This window comes from Massilia sp. Dwa41.01b, assembly GCF_014171775.1.
Lineage (GTDB): Bacteria > Pseudomonadota > Gammaproteobacteria > Burkholderiales > Burkholderiaceae_D > Telluria.
Window position 1 is genome coordinate 3,077,559 of sequence record NZ_CP050454.1, and the last position, 19,646, is coordinate 3,097,204.

Annotated in this window: 20 protein-coding genes and 4 pseudogenes; 4 read left to right on the forward strand and 20 right to left on the reverse strand. The window is 64.7% G+C overall.

Annotated elements, in window-relative coordinates; translation table 11 throughout:
• Nucleotides 1–236: 236 nt before the first annotated feature.
• The 4 genes and pseudogenes from G4G28_RS14075 to guaB all read right to left on the reverse strand — a co-directional run.
• Nucleotides 237–499, reverse strand: a pseudogene (locus tag G4G28_RS14075) (GMP synthase (glutamine-hydrolyzing)); the annotation flags it as partial.
• A 118-nt stretch (nt 500–617) separates the two neighbouring features.
• Entirely contained in the window at nt 618–944 is a 327-nt protein-coding gene (locus G4G28_RS14080; protein ID WP_182988743.1) for a hypothetical protein, read from the reverse strand.
• Between the two features lie 201 nt (nt 945–1,145).
• Nucleotides 1,146–2,756 (reverse strand): glutamine-hydrolyzing GMP synthase, encoded by a 1,611-nt coding sequence (guaA, locus tag G4G28_RS14085; RefSeq protein ID WP_182988744.1) that lies wholly within the window; start codon nt 2,754–2,756, stop codon nt 1,146–1,148.
• Between the two features lie 195 nt (nt 2,757–2,951).
• Entirely contained in the window at nt 2,952–4,412 is a 1,461-nt protein-coding gene (guaB, locus tag G4G28_RS14090) for an IMP dehydrogenase (protein WP_182988745.1), read from the reverse strand.
• A gap of 150 nt (nt 4,413–4,562) precedes the next feature.
• Between guaB and G4G28_RS14095 the strand changes: the two genes are divergently transcribed.
• Nucleotides 4,563–5,090, forward strand: a complete 528-nt coding sequence (locus tag G4G28_RS14095) for a DUF4124 domain-containing protein (RefSeq protein ID WP_182988746.1) — start codon at nt 4,563–4,565, stop codon at nt 5,088–5,090.
• A gap of 186 nt (nt 5,091–5,276) precedes the next feature.
• On the opposite strand, the pseudogene G4G28_RS29270 reads toward G4G28_RS14095, so the two are convergent.
• From G4G28_RS29270 to G4G28_RS14110, 4 genes and pseudogenes are all read right to left on the reverse strand, one after another.
• A pseudogene (locus G4G28_RS29270) lies at nt 5,277–5,444 on the reverse strand (diguanylate cyclase); the annotation flags it as partial.
• Nucleotides 5,445–5,494: 50 nt separating this feature from the next.
• Nucleotides 5,495–6,367: pseudogene (locus G4G28_RS14100) on the reverse strand (diguanylate cyclase); the annotation flags it as partial.
• Nucleotides 6,368–6,586: 219 nt separating this feature from the next.
• Nucleotides 6,587–6,907: an RnfH family protein gene (locus tag G4G28_RS14105; protein WP_182988749.1), complete on the reverse strand. Its 321-nt coding sequence runs from the start codon at nt 6,905–6,907 to the stop codon at nt 6,587–6,589.
• Nucleotides 6,900–7,331: a type II toxin-antitoxin system RatA family toxin gene (locus G4G28_RS14110; protein ID WP_182988750.1), complete on the reverse strand. Its 432-nt coding sequence runs from the start codon at nt 7,329–7,331 to the stop codon at nt 6,900–6,902. Before G4G28_RS14110 ends, G4G28_RS14105 begins: the two co-directional genes overlap by 8 nt.
• Nucleotides 7,332–7,429: 98 nt before the next feature.
• Between G4G28_RS14110 and smpB the strand changes: the two genes are divergently transcribed.
• A complete protein-coding gene (gene smpB, locus G4G28_RS14115) occupies nt 7,430–7,879 on the forward strand; it encodes an SsrA-binding protein SmpB (RefSeq protein ID WP_182988751.1) in 450 nt (149 codons plus the stop codon).
• Between the two features lie 173 nt (nt 7,880–8,052).
• Here smpB and G4G28_RS14120 read toward each other — a convergent pair whose 3' ends face one another.
• Nucleotides 8,053–9,219, reverse strand: coding sequence for a multidrug effflux MFS transporter (locus tag G4G28_RS14120; RefSeq protein ID WP_182988752.1), 1,167 nt, complete (start codon nt 9,217–9,219; stop codon nt 8,053–8,055).
• A 165-nt stretch (nt 9,220–9,384) separates the two neighbouring features.
• Entirely contained in the window at nt 9,385–10,062 is a 678-nt protein-coding gene (gene lepB / locus G4G28_RS14125; RefSeq protein WP_183107499.1) for a signal peptidase I, read from the reverse strand.
• Nucleotides 10,063–10,561: 499 nt separating this feature from the next.
• On the opposite strand from lepB, the gene G4G28_RS26350 reads away from it, so the two are divergent.
• A complete protein-coding gene (locus tag G4G28_RS26350) occupies nt 10,562–10,666 on the forward strand; it encodes an excalibur calcium-binding domain-containing protein (RefSeq protein WP_229425629.1) in 105 nt (34 codons plus the stop codon).
• Between the two features lie 16 nt (nt 10,667–10,682).
• On the opposite strand, the gene G4G28_RS14135 is transcribed toward G4G28_RS26350, so the two are convergent.
• The 3 genes from G4G28_RS14135 to G4G28_RS14145 form a co-directional block, all read right to left on the reverse strand.
• Entirely contained in the window at nt 10,683–11,345 is a 663-nt protein-coding gene (locus tag G4G28_RS14135) for a metallophosphoesterase (protein WP_182988754.1), read from the reverse strand.
• 84 nt (nt 11,346–11,429) lie between these two features.
• On the reverse strand, nt 11,430–11,606 hold the full coding sequence (locus G4G28_RS14140) for a hypothetical protein (protein WP_182988755.1): 177 nt from the start codon (nt 11,604–11,606) through the stop codon (nt 11,430–11,432).
• Nucleotides 11,603–12,796, reverse strand: a complete 1,194-nt coding sequence (locus G4G28_RS14145) for a PepSY domain-containing protein (RefSeq protein WP_183107500.1) — start codon at nt 12,794–12,796, stop codon at nt 11,603–11,605. Before G4G28_RS14145 ends, G4G28_RS14140 begins: the two co-directional genes overlap by 4 nt.
• Nucleotides 12,797–12,904: 108 nt before the next feature.
• Here G4G28_RS14145 and G4G28_RS14150 point away from each other — a divergent pair, with 108 nt between their 5' ends.
• Entirely contained in the window at nt 12,905–15,097 is a 2,193-nt protein-coding gene (locus G4G28_RS14150; protein WP_183107501.1) for a TonB-dependent siderophore receptor, read from the forward strand.
• 169 nt (nt 15,098–15,266) lie between these two features.
• On the opposite strand, the gene G4G28_RS14155 is transcribed toward G4G28_RS14150, so the two are convergent.
• The 7 genes and pseudogenes from G4G28_RS14155 to G4G28_RS29280 all read right to left on the reverse strand — a co-directional run.
• Nucleotides 15,267–16,091, reverse strand: a complete 825-nt coding sequence (locus tag G4G28_RS14155; protein WP_182988757.1) for an SDR family oxidoreductase — start codon at nt 16,089–16,091, stop codon at nt 15,267–15,269.
• Nucleotides 16,088–17,008, reverse strand: a complete 921-nt coding sequence (locus tag G4G28_RS14160; protein WP_182988758.1) for an SPFH domain-containing protein — start codon at nt 17,006–17,008, stop codon at nt 16,088–16,090. The genes G4G28_RS14155 and G4G28_RS14160 overlap by 4 nt, the downstream gene beginning before the upstream one ends.
• A gap of 39 nt (nt 17,009–17,047) precedes the next feature.
• Nucleotides 17,048–17,470: an NfeD family protein gene (locus G4G28_RS14165; protein ID WP_183107502.1), complete on the reverse strand. Its 423-nt coding sequence runs from the start codon at nt 17,468–17,470 to the stop codon at nt 17,048–17,050.
• Between the two features lie 28 nt (nt 17,471–17,498).
• The gene (locus tag G4G28_RS14170) at nt 17,499–17,804 is read right to left on the reverse strand and encodes a hypothetical protein (RefSeq protein ID WP_182988760.1); all 306 of its coding nucleotides are present in this window, start codon (nt 17,802–17,804) and stop codon (nt 17,499–17,501) included.
• A 235-nt stretch (nt 17,805–18,039) separates the two neighbouring features.
• Nucleotides 18,040–18,453, reverse strand: coding sequence for a PPC domain-containing DNA-binding protein (locus G4G28_RS14175; RefSeq protein ID WP_183107503.1), 414 nt, complete (start codon nt 18,451–18,453; stop codon nt 18,040–18,042).
• A 30-nt stretch (nt 18,454–18,483) separates the two neighbouring features.
• Nucleotides 18,484–19,185, reverse strand: coding sequence for a S41 family peptidase (locus G4G28_RS29275; RefSeq protein ID WP_374039803.1), 702 nt, complete (start codon nt 19,183–19,185; stop codon nt 18,484–18,486).
• Nucleotides 19,115–19,639 (reverse strand): annotated as a pseudogene (locus G4G28_RS29280) (S41 family peptidase); the annotation flags it as partial. The gene G4G28_RS29275 and the pseudogene G4G28_RS29280, both read right to left, overlap by 71 nt.
• Nucleotides 19,640–19,646 lie beyond the last annotated feature (7 nt).

Below are 19,646 nucleotides of genomic sequence, written 5' to 3' on the forward strand. Positions count from 1 at the left end.
CATCGGAGCTAAATATCTAGCGCCTCTGCGTGCCCCTGCTATGTGACATCGCGCCCACTGTATTTTTAGCCTTCGAATGCAAGCTGCCAAGCGACCCAATATCGGGACGAAATCGGGCATAGGGACGACAGCGCTGTAACAATCCGCGATTTGCACAAGGAATCGATAGCTTATAACAAAATAGCCCCTCACGGAGGGGCCTTTTTCTATTCTTCAAGAGAGCTTCGCTAGCCAAGCTATTCCCACTCAATCGTCGCCGACGGCTTTCCCGGATTATCATAGCCAACGCGATTGATCCCGCGCACCTCGTTGATGATCCGGCTCGACACTTCACCGAGCAGCGAGTTCGGCAAACGCGCCCACTGCGCCCTCATAAAGGCGGGCGTCGACACCCCGTACACTGCGACAACGTATTCTAGCTGCGCCCGTCGCCCATCACGCGGACCGACTTCGCCGCCAAGTCCACGGCTAACGCTTGGCTGGTCGCTTCGTACCAGGTCACTGGCGCCTTGCTGGCGTCTATATCGGCCACTGGCGTCAGCTCGAACGGGTGTTGTGCAGTTCTTCGATAAAGGTGGCGACTGGTTACCGTCGCAGACAGGTCTTTCCACCTTACTCTAGTCCTCCTCGAGATACTTAATGACCGTTTGCACCTCTTTCGCGGCAACCTTCAGCAGATGTGAGTAACTCTCATGTCGTCGGGATATCTCATAGCTTTTCCCTTTAACGCCGACCTCAAACACGACGGCAGAGGCATCCTCGTCGGGCTTTGCGACTACGGGGCACCAACCCGCATACGTAATATTTTCTATCTTCTGAAGCGGCGATTTTGTGGCGTTAATGATGTTTTGCGCATCCAATTTGCTTTGCGCGGCGATCACCCGCGTCGGCGCACCGTGGCCGTCGCGAAGGGAAAACTCGTACATTCTGGACTTCGATGGCATGGAATCTCCTCTGTGCCGTAAAATTTGGTATCGCAATGGAAAAGCCACAGAATAACCTTAGGCGGCCGAATATTATTCGATTTTCAAAGTTATGCCTCCATGTCACAGGGTTATTCATCCGCAGCGGAAGACTTATAGATTCGAGAAAACCCGCTGGAGCGGGTTTCGGCGCTTCTTAAAATACCACTCCAGCAGCAATGTTCACTCCCACTCAATCGTCGCCGGCGGCTTCCCCGAAATATCATACACAACGCGATTCAGCCCACGGACTTCGTTGATGATCCGGTTCGACACCTTCCCCAGCAGCGAATGCGGCAGATGCGCCCATTGCGCCGTCATGAAGTCCAGCGTCTGCACCGCGCGCAGGGCCACCACGTATTCGTAGGTACGCCCGTCGCCCATCACCCCCACCGATTTCACGGGCAGGAACACGGCAAACGCCTGGCTGGTCGCTTCGTACCAATTCACCGGCGCCTTGCCTGGGTCGATACCGGCGACAGCCGGCAGCTCGAACGGCGTATTGCGCAGTTCTTCAATGAAGATGGCGTCGGCTTCGCGCAGCAGGTCGGCGTATTCCTTTTTCACTTCGCCGAGGATGCGCACGCCCAGGCCCGGGCCCGGGAACGGGTGGCGGTAGACCATGTTGTGCGGCAGGCCGAGGGCGACGCCGAGTTTGCGCACTTCGTCCTTGAACAGTTCGCGCAGCGGTTCCAGCAGTTTCAAATTCAGGGTTTCCGGCAGGCCGCCCACGTTGTGGTGGCTCTTGATGGTCTGGCCTTTTTTACCTTTACCGGCCGATTCGATCACGTCCGGATAGATCGTGCCCTGCGCCAGCCATTTGGCATTGGTCAGCTTGCCGGCTTCGACCTGGAAGACTTCGACGAATTCGCGGCCGATGATTTTGCGCTTCTGCTCGGGGTCGGTGACGCCGGCCAGGTGCCCAAGGAACTGCGCTTCGGCATCGACGCGGATGACTTTGACGCCCAGGTTCTTCGAGAACATGTCCATCACCATCTTGCCCTCGTCCTTGCGCAGCAAGCCGTGGTCGACGAATACGCAGGTGAGCTGGTCGCCGATGGCGCGGTGGATCAGGGCTGCGGCCACCGACGAATCGACGCCGCCAGATAAACCCAGGATGACGTCGTCGCTGCCGACCTGCGCGCGGATCTTTTCGACGGCTTCGCTGATGTAGTCCGGCATGTTCCAGTCGGATTTGCAGCCGCAGATTTCGTGGACGAAACGGCCGATGATGGCTTCGCCTTGCGTCGTGTGCGTCACTTCCGGGTGGAATTGCAGGGCGTAAAAGCGGCGGTCTTCGTCGGCCATGCCGGCGACGGGGCAGCTGTCGGTGGAGCCCATCAGTTTGAAGCCTTGCGGCATTTCCAGGACCTTGTCGCCGTGGCTCATCCAGACCTTCAGCATGCCGTGGCCTTCATCGGTGACGAAGTCGTTGATGCCGTTCAGCAGTTTGGTGTGGCCGCGGGCGCGGACCTCGGCGTAGCCGAATTCGCGTACCTTGCCGTTTTCGACCTTGCCGCCGAGCTGGGCGGCCATGGTTTGCATGCCGTAGCAGATGCCGAGCACGGGGACGCCGAGCTCGAAGACGGCTTGCGGGGCGCGTGGGGAGTCGCCTTCCAGGGTGGAGTTGTGGCTGCCCGAGAGGATGACGCCGGCGGCACCGTAGTTGCGCACGAAGTCATCGCCGATGTCGTAGGGAAAAACCTCGGAGAAGACGCCGGCGTCGCGGACGCGGCGGGCGATGAGTTGGGTGACCTGGGAGCCGAAGTCGAGGATGAGGATTTTGGAGTGCATTGGGGCAGTCAAAAAGAGTAAGAATTTTTGGTCGCAGGTGGGTGACGCGTCGCGGGGTTTCACATCGTGATACCGCGTGGGCGGAGCCCACCCTACGATTCGGGGCCGATCCAGCAGAATGGCAAGCGCATATTCGTGGCCGATTCAACGGCCGGGCAAGCGCATACAAAAAGCGGCCTTCCGGCCGCTTCTCGATTACTCCGAACGGTAGTTCGGCGCTTCCTTGGTGATCTGGACGTCGTGGACGTGCGATTCGCGCATGCCGGCGGACGTGATCTCGACGAATTCCGCTTTTTCGCGCAGTTCGTCGATGGTGGCGCAGCCGCAGTAGCCCATCGACTGGCGCACGCCGCCGACCAGCTGGAAGATGATCGCGAGTACGCTGCCCTTGTAGGCGACGCGGCCTTCGATGCCTTCGGGGACGAACTTGTCGGCCTTGGACGAGGCGTCCTGGAAGTAGCGGTCGGCCGAGCCTTCGGCCATCGCGCCCAGCGAACCCATGCCGCGGTAGGATTTGTAGCTGCGGCCCTGGTAGAGGATGACTTCGCCCGGCGCTTCTTCGGTACCGGCGAACATCGAGCCCATCATGACGGTGGAGGCGCCTGCGGCGAGTGCCTTCGAGACGTCGCCCGAGTAGCGGATGCCGCCGTCGGCGATGCAGGGCACGCCAGTCCCGGCCAGCGCTTCGGCCACATTGGAAATCGCCGTGATCTGCGGCACGCCGACGCCTGCGACGATGCGGGTGGTGCAGATCGAACCTGGCCCGATGCCGACCTTCACGGCGTCCGCGCCGGCCTCGACCAGCGCTTTGGCGGCCGCCGCGGTGGCGATGTTGCCGCCGATCACGTCCACGTGCGGGTAGCGCGTCTTGATCGATTTCACGGTATCGAGGATGCCTTGCGAGTGGCCATGGGCGGTGTCGACCACCAGCACGTCGACGCCGGCAGCAACGAGCAGCTCGACGCGCTCCTGGTCTTTCGCGCCCACGCCAACCGCGGCGCCGACGAGCAGCTTGCCCTGGGCATCTTTCGATGCGAACGGGTGCTCGTGGGATTTCAGGATGTCTTTCACGGTGATCAGGCCGCGCAGCTCGAAGGCGTCGTTGACGACCAGCACGCGCTCGAGGCGGTGCTTGTTCATCAGGCGCTTGGCTTCTTCGGTGTCCGCTTCCTCGTTCACGTAGACGAGTTTTTCGCGCGGGGTCATCTTGGTGCGGGTTTCCGCATCCAGGTCTTCCTCGAAGCGCAAGTCGCGGTTGGTGATGATGCCGACCACCTGCTTGCCTTCGACGACCGGGAAACCGGAAAAGCCGTGCTGATGCTGCAGGGCGATGACGTCGCGGATCTTCATGCTCGGTGGCACGATGATCGGGTCGCGCAGGACGCCGGCTTCGAAACGCTTGACGCGCGCTACTTCACGGGCCTGGTCGGCTGGACGCAAGTTCTTGTGGATAATGCCGATGCCCCCTTCCTGTGCCATCGCGATTGCCAGGCGGGCTTCCGTCACGGTGTCCATCGCGGCCGAGAGCAGCGGGATGTTGAGCGTGATGTTGCGGGTCAGCTTGGTGCGAAGGGAAGTGTCGGCCGGAAGAACATTGGAGTAGGCCGGGACGAGCAGCACATCATCGAACGTGAGTGCTTTTTGGAGTAGACGCATAGCATTTTCCTATAGGCGCAAAAGCGAATTATACAGAAAGCAGCGAAATCCGTCGCACGTTGGTAAAAATATGACCGCCAAGTCAGGTCCTGATTGACAGCGCTGCCCGATCATGGCGAAATCGTGTAGTTACGTAAGGAAATATTCTTCATGAGCTCATTGCCGTCCCTGTCGCCCCGTTTGGCCGCCCTCGCCCTCTTCTTCTGTGCAGGTCTGGCCCAGGCGCAATTCGTCTGGATCGCCCCGAACGGCACCCGTCATTACTCCGACCAGCCCCCTCCTCCCGGTACGCCGGCCTCCAGAATCCTGAAGTCGCCGCGCGGTGCCGCGCCGGCCCAAGTCATGCCGCCAGCCGAGGCAGGCGCGGACGCGCCGGCCGAGAAGCCGGCCGAGAAGCCGGTCGAGAAGCCGAAGCCACCGACCCTGGCCGATCGCGAACGCGACTACGTCAAGCGCGGCAAGGAGCGCGCGGAAGCCGAGAAGAAGGAACAGGACGGCGCGAAAAAGGCCGCTGCGCGGGTGAAGCATTGCGAAGAAGTACGGAGCGTGAGCCGCCTGTACGATTCGGGCATCCGCATCAGCGAAGTCGGGCCGGACGGCGAAAAGCGTTTCATCAGCGACGCCGAGCGCGCCGAGCGCAAGGCGCGTGCCGACGCAGCGATGAGCGAGTGCCGCTGAGCTCACCCAGCCCTGTCGTGTGAACCGGTAGCCCGGGCTTGCAGCCCGGGGCTTACCCCAAGCTCCCCTTCGCCCCGCCAGCCTTGCGCCGCACACCGTGACCGCGCTGCGGGTCGGCGGCGCACTGACGACGCGGTTGCGCCCGCCTGCCTTGGCGTCATACAGGGCGGCATCCGCCCGTTCAATCAGCTCGGCCAAACTCTCGCCGGGTTCGAGCGTGGCAACGCCGATACTCACCGTATGCGCCACCCGCACGCCCGCCGGCGCCAGCGCGGTCGAACCGTCGAGCGCGCTTCGCAGGCGCTCGGCGACGGTCGCGGCCGTGCGGGCATCGGCGTCCGGCAGCAGCACCACCAGAATTCCTCGCCGCCCATGCGTGCGCAGCAGTCGACCTGGCGAATCACCTCCTGCGTATGCTTGACCATGTCGCGCAGCACCCGGTCGCCGACGGCGTGGCCATGGGTGTCGTTGATGCGCTTGAAGTGGTCGGCATCGAAGATCAGCAGCGACAGGTCCGCGTCCTTGCGCAGCGTGCGTGCGTGCTCGCGCTCGGCGAAGCGGAAGAAGGCGCGGCGCGACCAGGCGCCGGTCAGGTGGTCGTGGTCGGCATCGTAGGCGGTTTCGCGCAGCACCCGGGCATTGGCCATCATCACCGCACCCAGCGTCAGGGCCGGCAGCGCCAGCGCGCCGACGGCCAGGAAACCCACGTTCCAGGCCGATGGGTCGAGGAAGGGCAGCTGGGTATTGAGCTTCGGCGTAATTTGCAGCCCGTAATAGGCCACGCGCGCGCCGTGGCAGATGGCCAGGAAGTAAGCCGCGCGACGGGTGAACCGGAAGGCGTAGCGCAGACGGGGCTCGCCCGTGGTGGGAATGCTCAGGCCGATGGCCACGCAGAGCGCAGCCTGGAAGCTCGACACCAGCACCGAGCGGATGGGCAGCGCGTCGACGCCGAAGTGAAAGAGTGCAAGGCCGGCGAGCGTCGCCATCAGCGCCGCGGCCAGGCGCCCGTTCGGCACCGGCAGCGCAAAGTGGCGGCGAAAGCCAACGTACATGACGGCAATCGACCCGAGGTAACAGGTATTCGCGACTTCGATCGAGAGGAAGTCGGGCAATACGCCACGCGAGGCGAACAGCAGGATCGCCATGACTTCCAGGGCATTGGCCTGGCCCCACTCGCGTATGCCGGCCACCCCACTGTCCCTGAGTGAGGACAGTACCAGCAACATCACGACCGACAAGGCGGTCGTCACCAACAGCAGACTCAGAATACTCAGCATGTCGACATCGAAAGGCAGAAGGCGGCACGGCGCCGGACTCCGGCGTACCCGATTAGGGTGCAAGGAGGCAAGCCATCGATACTAGCAAGTTTCTTTTTTATATGATTTTCGGTAGGAATGAGGCGAAAACCGGGGGTGGCGCCAGCCAGGCCCGAGCGGCGTGGCTGCCCTCGCCGGCCGCGGGTGCGGGGTGCGCTCGGGCGGGGCGTCCGCGGCGCCTCAGGCTGCAGGACGTGCGGCCGCGGCGTCCTTCTTGGCGGCACGCTTGCGGCGCGAGTCTTTCGGGTCGGCTACCAGAGGCCGGTAGATTTCGATGCGGTCGCGCTCGCGCAGTACCGTGTCGAGGGTTTTCTTCTTTGCGTAGATGCCGACCGGCTGGGTGACCAGGTTGATGTCCGGATAGGCCGCCAGCACGCCGGAGAGCTCGATGGCCTGGCCGATTGTCGTGCCGGGCGCTACCCGCAAGGCCTTGAGGAACTCGTCCTTCGCGGTGGCGTAGCAGACATGGACCTGGACGGTCTCGGCCAGCGGTTCAGCCATACACCGCCTCGGCGCGCTTGCAGAAGGAGTCGACCATGCTGTTGGCGATCATGCCGAACACGGGGCCGACCAGCTGCTCGAGGATGATGCTGGAGAACTCGTAATGCATGTCGAAGTCGATCTTGCAGGCGTCGGCGCGCAGGGCCTTGAAGTTCCAGGTGCCCTCCAGCATCTTGAAGGGGCCGTCGACGAGGTGCATCTTCATCTGCGTCGGACGCAGGTTGTGGTTCGAGGTGGTGAAGCTCTGCTTGACGCCGTGGAAGTTGATGCCGAGACTGGCCACCAGCTTGTCCTCGGTGCGCTCGATCAGCTTGACGCCGTTGCACCAGGGGAGGAACTTTGGATAATCTTCCACTTTCGCCACCAGATCGAACATCTGTTCGGCGCTATATCCGAGGAAAACTGATTTGTGCACTACTGCCATTGGTCAACCGTTTGTTATGATGTTGGACAAGTTGCATTTTGCACTCTTCACGAGTGCGGCAGCGCTAGTTTAACCGACCCGCGGATTTTCGCTATTTCATGAGCATCGCTGACAATAAAAAAGCATTTTTCGACTACTTCATCGAGGACCGTTACGAAGCGGGCCTGGTGCTCGAGGGCTGGGAAGTCAAGGCCATTCGCGAAGGACGCGTGAACATCAAGGAAGCCTACGTGGTCGTGCGCGGCGACGAGCTGTTCCTGTTCGGCTGCCACGTCAGCGCCCTGACCACCGCCTCGTCCTTCAGCCACCCCGAAGCGCTGCGCACCCGCAAGCTGCTGCTGCACCGTGCCGAAATCGACAAGCTGCGGGGCAAGGTCGAGCGCTCCGGCTATACGCTGGTGCCGCTCAACCTGCACTACAAGGGCGGCCGCGTGAAGTGCGAAGTGGGTCTTGCCAAGGGCAAGAAGCAGCACGACAAGCGTGCCACCGAGAAGGATCGCGACGCCAAGCGCGAAGTGCAGTCGGCGTTGAAGACGCACCGGCGGTAATTGCCCGCGCGAGACGCGGGCGCGAGTTGCGGAAACGACGCGTTGGATCACCTGGCGACACCGCGTGGGCACAAGTGCCCACCCTACAAACGCAACTTTCGTAGGGTGGGCACTTGTGCCCACGCGGTGTCATCGCCCGAAACCCGGCGCCGGAACCACGACGCCCAACTCCATCACGCCAGCTTGCTCGCCCGCCAGGCTGCAAAGCTGAGCACCAGCCCCGCCCCCACCCCGCAGGCCAGCTTGAACGCGCTCTCGAACAGCAGCGGCGCCACCAGCCCCGACACCAGCGCGAACGACATCATCTGGATGAAACCCAGCATCGACGAGGCCAGCCCGCGGTTGTCCGGGAACAGCCCCAGCGCATTCATCTGCACCGCCGGCATCGCCACGGCGAGACCAAAGGTATAGATCGCCAGCGGCAGCACCGCCCAGGGCACACTTGCGGCGAAAAAGGCGTTGTAGCCGATATTGAGCACGCTTGCCACCAGCATGGTGCCGAACCCGATCCACTTCATGCGCCCGGCCGGCATCTTCGACGCCCGTTTGCCACCCCAGGCCGACCCGAGCACCATGCCGCCGATCAGCGGGATGAACATCCACGCGAACGCCGTCTCCGGCAGGCCGAGGATGACCATCACGAAGTTGGCGGCCGACCCGATATACAACGACAGGCCGCCGAAAGCGAAGCCCACCGACAGCGACAGCAGCAGGAACTGCGGATGGCGCAGCACCTTCAGGTAGTTGCGCGCGATCGTGCCGGGGTGGAAAGCATGGCGCTTCTCGACCGGCAGGCTTTCCGGCAGCAGGCGCCAGGTGAGTACGATCAGGAGGATGCCAAAGGCGGCCAGGAACCAGAAGGTCGAGCGCCAGCCGAAGTGCACGTGCAGCCAGCCGCCCAGCACGGGCGCGATGGCCGGCGCCAGGCCGAACACCATCATGATGTGCGACATCATCTTCTGCGCCTGCGGCCCTTCGAAACGGTCCTGCACGATGGCCTGGCCGATCACCGAGCCGGCACCAGCCGAGAGCCCTTGCAGCGCGCGGCAGGCCAGCAGGAAGCCGAAGGTGGGTGCGAATGCCGCGCCGACCGAGGCAATCGTGTAGAGCACCAGGGCGACCATGATCACGCGGCGCCGGCCGAAGGAATCGGACAGGGTGCCGTAGAACAGCATCATGAAGGCAAAGCAGAACAGGAACACCGACAGGGTCTGCTGCACGGCCACCGGCCCGACGCCGAAGTCGCGCCCGATGGCGGGCATGGACGGCAGATAGGTGTCGATGGCGAGGGCGCCGGCCATGCCCAGGCAGGCAAGGACGACGGTGAGGATTCTGTACATGGGAGGCTTTCGAAAACGAAGGCGCCGCCAGGCAGTAACGGGGCGGCGCGCGAGCCGGAATTGTACAGTTATTCGACGTTTGCCACAGGCGAGGGCCGCGGTGGCTGGCTGGAGGTCAAGCGCCGCGGGAGGCCAAGGGCGAGCGGCGCGGTACCCGCATGCGCCTTACTTCGTGTCGCCCAGCGCCATGCCGAAGCGCTCGAAACGCGGAGCCCAGTTGCCCAGGGTATCGGCCGACACCAGCACGCGCACCGCGCGGCCGATCAGGAGTTCGCGCGGCACGAAACCGATGTAGCGCGAGTCGGCGCTGTTGTCGCGGTTATCGCCCAGCATCAGGTACTGGTCCGGCGGCACCGTCACGGGACCGAAGTTCTTGCGCGCCGACACCGCTCCCGGGATGATCTGGATCGTGCGCGCGGGCCGCCGAGCGACTCGTGCAGGCGCAGCGCCTCCACCGGCTGCGTGCCGATCGCCTCGACCACCTGGCGCGGCGCGTCGTAGTCGGCGCCCTCCCCCGTTGATATACAGGCGCTCGTTGCGCAGTTCGACCCGGTCGCCCGGCAGCGCCACCAGGCGCTTGATCAGGCGGGTGCCATCCAGGGGCGAGCTGAAGGTGACGACATCGCCGCGCTGCGGCTCGCCCGTGTGGGCCAGGACGTGGTCGGTCAGCGGCACCTTCACGTTGAAGGCCAGCCGGTTCACGAAGACGACGTCCCCTTCGAGCAGGTTCGGCCGCATCGACGCCGAGGGAATCGGATTCCAGTCCGCGACGGCCGTGCGGAACACGCCGAAAAGCAACATAAACAGCAAAAAGCCTTTGTTGGCGCGGATGAAACTCTTCATGACAGACTCCCTTTGTGGTTGGTATGGGAGACCTTATACCGGGGGCGACTTTGGCGGGGCTTAAGGTTTGGACAACATCAGTCTGGCTTAAGAATTCGGAGAATGGACCAGTCGACACGTCAAGCTTGCGTCGTCAGCGGACCTGCAATCGAGAGCAGTGGAGGTCAGCGAAAATTTTCGTAATAGCAACACTTCAGGTACACTGATCATGTATGGACGTCTGCTGTCAGAGAGCAGCAGGCGTTTGCACACGCCTGAAGAGGCGTGAGCGTTCGCCAAAATTTGTATTCATCACATGAAAAAAATAATCGTGCTGGTCATCCTCGCGGCGCTGGCCTGGAGCGCTTACGACAGGTATCAGCGAAACGCCGAACAGCGACAAATAGCGCAAGAACATGCCGTCGAGGTGGATGATCCCGATGAGGATATTCGTGCGATCGATTTCAAACATGTTAGCCAACCGGCGTTCGCCTGCGACGGCCGTACTCACTGCAGCCAAATGACATCGTGTGACGAAGCAAAATATTTCGTCGATCACTGCCCTGACGTCAAAATGGATGGCGATCATGATGGCGTCCCATGTGAACAGCAGTGGTGCAGTTGACCGCCACGGCAGACGGTCAATTGATCTGCTTTAGGGTCAGCGCCCGCCCAAACACCGCACCTGTATCAATGTAGTGCACGTTCCCCAGCGACATCGGCCGCAGCACGGGCGTGTGCCCGACAAATACCCGGTCGACACCCCCGACACCCGCGTCATCCATGGCCGTAATACGCTCACGGCTGAGCAGACATACTTCCGCGATTGCCGATGCGTCGTCGCCGCCCAGTTCCGACACCATCTCCTCCCAGGAATCGAATGGACAGTCAGCGTGGACAATGCCGACCAGGCCTGAGGGCGTCTCCACTTCCAGCGCGATGGGCAGCGCCTCGAACTGGGCGGCAATCTCGATCTGGCGCGCATAATCGAGGTCGAGGAACCAGGCCCCGCCGTAGATCCGGTAGTCGTCCGGATCGACGTTGCCCTCGAGGTAATCGATCGCAAACTGTTCGTGATTGCCGCGTACGGCGTGGAACCATGGACGGCCGAGCCAGTCCACCACGCCCAGCGACTCGGGACCACGATCGACCAGGTCGCCGACGCTGAACAGGCGATCGCTGTCCGGATCGAACTTCAGCCGATCCAGCTCGGCCGACAGTTTGCTGAAGCACCCATGCACGTCGCCGACGACGAAATCACGGCCGTGCTGGTTTGCATGCACACGCTGAACGGAAACAGGCATAGAAGTAAGCGCATTCGTTTGTAGAGACAACCCTCAGGATAATCGCCGGTGCGACGGCTGCTGTCGCATCGCGTCCTCAAGCCGCTAGCCGCGCTTGCGGCGCAAGCCAAACCACAGAGCGCAACAGACCGGCACCGCCAGCGCGCAGGCGGAGACGATATCCCAGATGCCATCGCCCAGCAGCGCGCTCACCAGCCCGACCATCGTCAGCACGCCCAGCAGGATCGGCACGCCCCACAGTTGCGTGAACGCGCGGTTCAAGGCCCTTCCCCTTCATGCGCCAGCACGGGCGCGGCCTTCTCGCGGGCCTGTGCGACGGCCTGGAGGTGGCGCCTGGCGGCCCTGCCGCGCTGCACCCACAGGTACAAGCCGCTGCCCAGCACGATAATGGTGGCGATGTCGAGCAGCGCCCACAGCAGCTTCATCGGCGCGCCGCCATAATCCCCGAAGTGCAGCGGCTGCGAGATCAGGAGCGCCGTCAGGTACCAGGGCAGCGCGCGCTGGTCGGTGATCTGGCCGGTCTGGGCGTCGATCAGCACCGGCTTGTACAGGCGCGACGAAAACGCCTCGCTGCCGCGCATATAGATGCCGTAGTGATGCGGGCTGGCGAAGGGCGTGCCCGGAAAGGCAACGAAGGCGACGCGCATGCCGGGCGCCGCGCTTTCGGCCAGCTTGATGGCCGCGTCCATCGACGCGCGTTGCGTGGGCGGCGCCGCGCCACGATAGGGTTCGAGCATGGCGGCGATCTCGGTGGCTTGCCAGACCTTCAGCAGCAGGTCGGCCCAGGTGTTGACCATGCCGGTGGCGCCCACCACCAGTGCCCACACCAGCGTGACGATGCCCAGCAGGTTGTGCAGGTCCAGCCACTTCAGGCGCGCGCTGCGTTCGCGCCGCACGGTGCCGAATTCAAGTTTGCGCATGAAGGGCGCATACAGCACCACGCCGCTGACGATGGCGACGATCAAGAGCAGCCCCATCAGGCCGAGGAAGAGCTTGCCGTACAGGCCGGCGAACAGGTCGACGTGCAGGCGGAACATGGTCGACATGAAGGCGCCGCCCTCGAAGGCGGGCTCGGTGATGACCCTGGCAGTGCGCGCGTCCACCGCGATCGGCTTGTAGTGTTCGTCCGTCGGCGTGTCGCCCAGGGTCACGTTCCAGATCGCCGGCTCGTCGATCTCCTGCGAGATGTACATCACCAGCTTGTTCGGGTAGAGGGCGCGCGCGGCGCCAATGACGGCGTCGACGTTCGCGCGCGGCGGTGCGGCGGCAAGTTCCGGCGCGACGGCCGGCGCGAGGGCCGGCGCTTCCACGTCGTTGCCCAGCAGGTGGCCGATCTCGTGGTGGTAGATCAGCGGCAGGCCGGTCAGGCACAGGAGCAGCATGAAGCTCGTTGCGACCAGGCTGCTCCATTTGTGGATCCAGCTCCAACGGCGTATTGACAGGCTTGACATGCGTGATTTGGTAGGACGATGGGCTACAGATAATAATGGTTCTCATTTACAGCCGCAAGCGATGCATGCATAATAATGATAACTATTCTCATTTGGAAACACCGCCTCATGACTACACGCTTCACCCTCACTCCCCTTGCACTGGGCGCCGCCCTCCTCGCAACCAGCCACCTTGCCCACGCCCAGGACGCGGCCACGACCGAACAACCGATCCAGACCGTGGTCGTCACGGCCTCGGCCGACGCATCCGCCCAGGGCCTGCCGAAGGAGTATGCGGGCGGCCAGGTGGCGCGCGGCGGGCGCATTGGCCTGCTCGGCAATGTCGACATGATGGACACGCCCTTCAACACCACCAATTTCACGCAAGCGCTGATCCAGGACCAGCAGGCCAGGAGCGTGGCGGACGTGGTGCAGAACGACCCTTCCGTGCGCGTGGCGCGCGGCTTCGGCAACTACCAGGAGCTGTACGTGATCCGCGGCTTCGCGGTGAACTCCGACGACATGGCCTATAACGGCTTGTACGGCCTGCTGCCGCGCCAGTTCGTCGCGACCGAACTGCTCGAGCGCGTGGAAGTCTTCCGCGGCGCGAACAGTTTCGTCAACGGCGCCGTGCCGGGCGGCGGCGGCATCGGCGGCATGATCAACCTGGTGCCCAAGCGGGCGCCGAACGCGCCCCTGAACCGCGTTACGCTGGGCGTCGAGAGCGGCGGCCAGGTCTACGGCGCGGTCGATGTCGCGCGCCGCTTCGGCCCTGAGGACCGCGCCGGCCTGCGCATCAATGCCGTGCGCCGCGATGGCGACACCGCGATCGACCGCGAGGAACGCACACTGTCCGTGTTCTCGGTCGGTGCCGACTACCGCGGACGGGATGCTCGCGTCTCGGCCGACGTCGGCTACCAGGACCATGCCTTGAACAAGGCCCGCCCGAGCGTGACGGTGGCCGCCGGCCTGCCGATCGTCGCCGCGCCCGACGCAAGCAGCAACTGGGCCCAGCCCTGGACGGTGTCGGAAGAGCGCGACCTGTTCGGCACGCTGCGCGCGGAGGTCGACCTGGGCCAGGATGCCGTGGCCTGGGCAGCGCTGGGCGCGCGCCGTGGCGACGAATCGAACGTGCTGGCGTCAAGCACAGTGAGCGACACCCTCGGCAATGCCGGCATGAGCCGCTTCGACAACGTGCGCGAGGACGACGTGCGCACCGGCGAAATCGGCGCGCGCACCGGCCTGCGCACCGGGCCTGTGAAACACACGCTGTCGGCGACGGCTTCTGGCTTTCACGCGGAATCGCGCAACGCCTTCGCCCTCGGCGGCGCCTTCATCGCCACCAACATCTACCGCCCCATCGATGCACCCGCCCCTGCCTACATGGCCTGGCCGGGCGGCGACATGGCCAACCCGAACCTGACGCGCAAGACCATCCTCTCGAGTGCCGCCGTGGCCGATACCCTCTCCTTTGCCGGCGACAGGCTGCTGCTGACGCTCGGCCTGCGCCACCAGCGCATCAAGGATTATGGCTATGCCTATGACGGCGGCGCGCCGCAAACGGCCTACGAAGAAAGCGCGAACACGCCGATGGTCGGCCTGGTCTACAAGCCGGCACCGGGCGTGTCGCTGTATGCGAACTATATCGAGGCGCTGCAGCAGGGCCAGGCCGGTTTCGGCGCGGCGCTGTCGCCGCCGGTGCGCCTGGTGAACGAGGGCATCCCGCTCGCGCCCTACGTGTCGCGCCAGCGCGAAGTCGGCATCAAGCTCGATGGCGGCAAGCTGGGCATGAGCGCGGCGCTGTTCACGACCACGCAGCCGGTCGGTTCCATCCAGGGCGATACCTTCGGCCTCTTCGGCGACCAGCGCAACCGCGGCGTCGAGATCTCGGCCTTCGGCTTGCCGGCCAGGGGCCTGCGCCTGCTGGGCGGCGTGACGCTGCTGGACACGAAGCAGCGGCGCACCCCGAACGGCGCCTTCGATGGGCGCGAAGCGATCGGCGTGCCCAACATCCAGGCCAACCTGGGCGCGGACTGGGACGTGCCTGGTGTGCAGGGGCTTTCCCTGAACGCGCGCACGGTCTACACCTCGGCGCAGTTCGCCGACGCCGCCAACCTGCAGAAGGTACCGGCCTGGACGCGCCTGGACCTGGGCGCCAGCTGGAGCACGCGCCTGTTCGAGCGCGCGCTGACACTGCGCGCGCGCATCGACAACGTGACGGACAAGAACTACTGGGCTTCCAGCGGCGGCTACCCGAACTATGGCTACCTGGTGGCCGGCGCGCCGCGTACCTTCACGGTATCGGGATCGGTCGATTTCTGACTCGGCCGCGTGGGGGCGCCGTGGCCAATGGCCGCGATGACGGCTTCTTTGCCGCGTGCCCACCCTACGGTACTCCGGCGCCACGTGTTCGGGATACGCAGCTGCCGCGTGTGCACGGGGCGCCCACCCTACGATGCAGGGGAGACTGCGTTGGCACCATGACTCCGCTTCAGTGCGGTTTGACCTCGTCCTTCAGTGCCGCCAGCGCCATCCGCTCGACCAGGCCCGGCGCCAGCAGTTTGAGGAAGCGCCCGAGTTTGCCTTTGGTGGTCATCACCACTTCGCGCTTGCGCGCGTTCATGCCCGCGATGATCAGACGTGCGCATTCCTCGACGCTCATCGCGTCCTCTTCCTTCAACCCGCTCGCGCCCGCAGCCTCGCCCTGGGCATTGAAGCCGCGGTAGCGGATTTTGGTGGCAACCACGCCCGGGTAGGCTGTCGTCACGGCGACGCCCGCGCACTTCAGTTCGGCCCGCAGCGCCTCGAAAAAGCCCGTCACCGCGAACTTGGTCGCACTGTAGGCCGTGCGCCCCGGTACGCCGACCAGGCCCGCCAGCGAGGACACGGCGACGATGCTGCCGCGCGCATTCTTGAGGTGCGGGAGCGCGGCCTGGGTGCACCAGACGCTGCCCCACAGGTTCACCCGCATCAGCTCCTCGTACCAGCCGAGGTCTTCCACTTCCTCGAAGAGCGCATGCGCCGAGCGGCCGGCGTTATTCACCAGCACGTCGATGCGTCCGAAGCGTTCGGCCGCGGTCACGATCAGGCGGCGGCACTGGATCTGCACGCCGACGTCCGTCGGCACCGCGAGCGTCTGCGCGCCCGGGGCGGCGCATTCGGCGGCGACTGCCTCCAGCTGGGCCGCATTGCGGGCAGCCAGCACGAGCGCAACGCCGGCGCCCTCCTTCGCTGCCAGCTGGCGCGCCATCTCGGCGCCGATGCCGTCCGAGGCGCCGGTGATGACGATGACTCTCGGCGTTCGTGCCCCGATCATTTTTGCGCTTTGACGATCTGCATCGCGCTGGCAATCAGGCCGCTCATCTCGCCCGGGTTGGCCGGCACGATGATGGAGTTGTTCGTCTTGGCCAGCTTGCTGAAGGCGTCGACATAGTGTTCGGCCACGCGCAGGTTCATCGCGTCCTCGCCGCCCGGCTCGCGAATGGCCGCGCCCACCTGGCGCAGCGCCGTGGCGCTGGCTTCGGCCAGGGCGACGATCGCGTTCGCCTCGCCCTGCGCGCGGTTGATGGCCGCCTGGCGCTCGCCTTCCGAGCGGGCGATGGCCGCTTCGCGCTCGCCGCTGGCGATGTTGATCTGCTCCTGGCGGCGGCCTTCGGAGGCCGCGATCAGCGCACGCTTTTCGCGCTCGGCCGTGATCTGGCGCTGCATCGAATGCAGGATCTCGGCCGGCGGGGTCAGGTCCTTGATCTCATAGCGCAGTACCTTCACGCCCCAGTTCGCGGCCGACTCGTCGATCGCGTTGACGATGGTGGTGTTGATGTGGTCGCGTTCTTCGAAGGTCTTGTCCAGCTCCATCTTGCCGATGACGGAGCGCAGCGTGGTCTGCGCCAGCTGGGTGATCGCCTGGACGTAGTTCGAGGCGCCGTAGGACGCCCGCATGGCGTCAGTTACCTGGTAGTACAGGATGCCGTCCACCTGCAGCTGGGTGTTGTCCTTGGTGATGCAGACCTGGGGCGGCACGTCGAGCGGGATTTCCTTCAATACGTGCTTGTAGGCGATGCGGTCGACGAAAGGTACGACGATGTTCAGGCCCGGCGCAAGCGTGGCGTGGTACTTGCCCAGGCGCTCGACCACCCAGGCATGCTGCTGGGGCACGACGTTGATCGTCTTGAAGACGAACACGACCGCGATGACGAGGATGACGATTGCCACGATTTCGAACGAGTATTCCATAAGCATCCCTTATAAGTCGATTGTTAGTATTTGCTGATCTTATGCATTTGCCACGATCAAGCGGTTGCCCTGCACCTCGACGATGCGGTATTCGCCCGCTTCCGGCAAGGCGCCTGGGCCGAGTTCGACATCCCACTGGGCCCCGCGGTACATCACGCGCGCACGGCCGTTCTGCCAGCCTGGGACGGTGACGCGGCCGCCAATGTCGAGGTTGACGTTGACGTCGCGGCTGGCGCTCTCGCGCGCCGGGCGGCCAAAGCGGCTGCGGTGCAGCAGGCTGGTGGCGACCAGGCCGACGGCGGCGGCAACCAGGGTCGGGATCGCCCCACTAGCCCCCATGAGCGCGGCAATGCCACCGAAGGCCAGGCCGATGGCGATCATCAACAGGTAAAAGGTACCCGTGAACAGTTCCGCCACCACCAGGATCCCGGCCCCGATCATCCAGTTCATCCAGTCCGTCATTTCGTTCTCCTCGGTTGGTGCAGCCTGCTTACTTCGTGGCCGGCTTCTTGACCAGTACTTCCGACTGCGGCGCCGCCTCGATCGTGCAGGAACGGGTGCAGCGCGCGTACTTGTCTTCGCAGGCCGCCGCGTAGCGCATCCGGCGCGTGTCCGTGTTCCGCTGCTCGGTGGCGCGCGTTGCCGGGCTCGGCACCTGGGTCTTTTCGGCCGTGCGCGCGATCTCATTGCGCTGGCGCGACTCGAGCATGATCGGACCGTCGTATTCCTCGCGCGCCAGACCATGAATATCTGCCTTGCACGAACGGCGCTCGCTATCGCACACCGACTTGCACATGCTCGGCTCCGCGGCGAGGCATGCGTTCGACAACAGGAAACCCGCTACGACGCCCAACCACGATTTACCGCGCATCACACTCTCCAGTCAATTCGAAAAAAAACCCCCGCCGCCGCTGGGCAGACGAGGGTTTCCAAAAGTCTAACGGGTTCCGTTAGCGAGTCAAGTTATTTGTTGCTTTTAGGCTATTAACATACTCGTCATACCGTTGGCACGGCCCTGGAGTGACGATCGATCAGGCCACGTCCGGATTTCCCATCGTGCGGATCACCAGCTCGTTGCAGCCGGACTGCGCGTCCGGCTGACGGCTGAACGCCACATCCGGCAGCAGCGCCAGCAAGACCTCCGCCGTCGTGCGCACGATGCACCCAGCCGCGACGTGCCCGCCCATGACGCGCCCCTGCGCGTCCGCGACGCTCATGTGCAGGTGCGCACCGTCCGGCGACAGCGAACCCGCCAGCGTCAGGATTTCGAGGTCACCGCGGATTTCGGTGGGTTCGTCCAGGCCGGCATAGCGGATGCGGGCCAACGAGAGACTGCCGATGCCCTGCAGGACGAAGCCGGCCCGGACGCCTTCGGCGGCCAGCACCGCTTCGAGCGCGCGGCGCAGGTCCTGCTGCGGATACAGGCGAAGGGGCATGGTGTGCATGGAATTATCCAGATCCCGGTCAGGTGAAAACTAGCCGCTGCTAGGGTCGCGCAGCTTGCGTACCTGTCCGATTGTCGGCCTTGCCCGCATCGCCCGCAAGGCCGGCGGCGGGCGCGGTCGTGTCGGCCATGACCCGCACGGCTTCCTCGAGCTGCAGCGCACGTGCCGCATAGGCTGGCAGAATGTCGCCTTCCTGCGCCGTTCGGCCTCGTCGAGCGACACCTCGCCGCCGCTGCGCAGCGCCAGCGCCCGCGCTTGCCCGTCGACGAGCTTCTGGTAGCGTCCATCGGCCGCCATGCGCGCGCGATGCTGGGCCGACACCGATGGCAGCATGGCGGCGGCCGCACCCTCCTTCGGCGCAGCCGGTACCTGCAGCGGCGTGCCCGGGAATGGGTGGGTCCTGACTTCCCCAGCACCGGCCTCGGCCGCGCCGGGGATGGCGATATCGGGTGCCAGCCCACGGCCCTCGAAGCTGCTCCCGTCGATTCGGTAGAGCTGGGACACCGTGATCGAGAGCTCGCCCAGGCCCGGCGCGAAGCGGTCGAGCGGGATCAGCGTCTGCACGGAGCTGCGGCCCCCGCTGGCCTCGCCGAGCACCGGGCGCGCGCCGCGGTCCCTGCAGGGCGCCTGCCACCAGCTCGGCACCGGCCGCCGTGCCGCGGTCCACCAGCACACCCAGCTGACCGCTCCAGGCCGGCGTGCCCTCCGGCACGAATTCGCTGGTGAGCTCACCCTTCCCCGAACCCTGGAGCGCGGCCAGTCCCTTGGGCAGGAACAGCCTCAGGAACTTGACCGACTCCATCAGCGAGCCGCCACCGTTGCCGCGCAGGTCGAGCAACACGGCGTCCACCTTCGCCTCCCTGAAACCCTGCAGCAAGCTGGCGGCCTCGCGCGACGTGCTGGCGTAATCCTTGATACCGGCATTCCGGCTCGCCGCATCCTCGAACATGCCCGGAACCTCGACGATGCCGACACGGTAGCTGGCGTTCCCCTTCGTCACGGTCTCGATGCGGCCACGTGGCGCCTGGCCAGCTTCGCCAGGCAAGGCGCGGACCAGGCTGACACGCTTGCGCGCGGCGTCGAGGCGGGTGCCGGCGGGCAGCGTTTCCAGCACCACGGTCGAGCCGGGCGCACCGCGCAGCGCGTCGAGCAGGTCGCGGCTGCTCCAGCCGAGCACGTCGGCCATCGACCCG

Coding starts and splice junctions, on each gene's coding strand:
- G4G28_RS14160 (WP_182988758.1), bottom strand. CDS start 17,008: ATGGAATACTCGTTCGAAATCGTGGCAATCGTCATCCTCGTCATCGCG.
- G4G28_RS14135 (WP_182988754.1), bottom strand. CDS start 11,345: ATGCCTGTTTCCGTTCAGCGTGTGCATGCAAACCAGCACGGCCGTGAT.
- G4G28_RS26350 (WP_229425629.1), top strand. CDS start 10,562: ATGACATCGTGTGACGAAGCAAAATATTTCGTCGATCACTGCCCTGAC.
- G4G28_RS14165 (WP_183107502.1), bottom strand. CDS start 17,470: ATGACGGACTGGATGAACTGGATGATCGGGGCCGGGATCCTGGTGGTG.
- G4G28_RS14095 (WP_182988746.1), top strand. CDS start 4,563: ATGAGCTCATTGCCGTCCCTGTCGCCCCGTTTGGCCGCCCTCGCCCTC.
- G4G28_RS14150 (WP_183107501.1), top strand. CDS start 12,905: ATGACTACACGCTTCACCCTCACTCCCCTTGCACTGGGCGCCGCCCTC.
- G4G28_RS14175 (WP_183107503.1), bottom strand. CDS start 18,453: ATGCACACCATGCCCCTTCGCCTGTATCCGCAGCAGGACCTGCGCCGC.
- G4G28_RS14080 (WP_182988743.1), bottom strand. CDS start 944: ATGCCATCGAAGTCCAGAATGTACGAGTTTTCCCTTCGCGACGGCCAC.
- G4G28_RS14105 (WP_182988749.1), bottom strand. CDS start 6,907: ATGGCTGAACCGCTGGCCGAGACCGTCCAGGTCCATGTCTGCTACGCC.
- G4G28_RS14145 (WP_183107500.1), bottom strand. CDS start 12,796: ATGTCAAGCCTGTCAATACGCCGTTGGAGCTGGATCCACAAATGGAGC.
- G4G28_RS14155 (WP_182988757.1), bottom strand. CDS start 16,091: ATGATCGGGGCACGAACGCCGAGAGTCATCGTCATCACCGGCGCCTCG.
- G4G28_RS14110 (WP_182988750.1), bottom strand. CDS start 7,331: ATGGCAGTAGTGCACAAATCAGTTTTCCTCGGATATAGCGCCGAACAG.
- guaA (WP_182988744.1), bottom strand. CDS start 2,756: ATGCACTCCAAAATCCTCATCCTCGACTTCGGCTCCCAGGTCACCCAA.
- guaB (WP_182988745.1), bottom strand. CDS start 4,412: ATGCGTCTACTCCAAAAAGCACTCACGTTCGATGATGTGCTGCTCGTC.
- smpB (WP_182988751.1), top strand. CDS start 7,430: ATGAGCATCGCTGACAATAAAAAAGCATTTTTCGACTACTTCATCGAG.
- G4G28_RS14120 (WP_182988752.1), bottom strand. CDS start 9,219: ATGTACAGAATCCTCACCGTCGTCCTTGCCTGCCTGGGCATGGCCGGC.
- lepB (WP_183107499.1), bottom strand. CDS start 10,062: ATGAAGAGTTTCATCCGCGCCAACAAAGGCTTTTTGCTGTTTATGTTG.
- G4G28_RS14170 (WP_182988760.1), bottom strand. CDS start 17,804: ATGTGCAAGTCGGTGTGCGATAGCGAGCGCCGTTCGTGCAAGGCAGAT.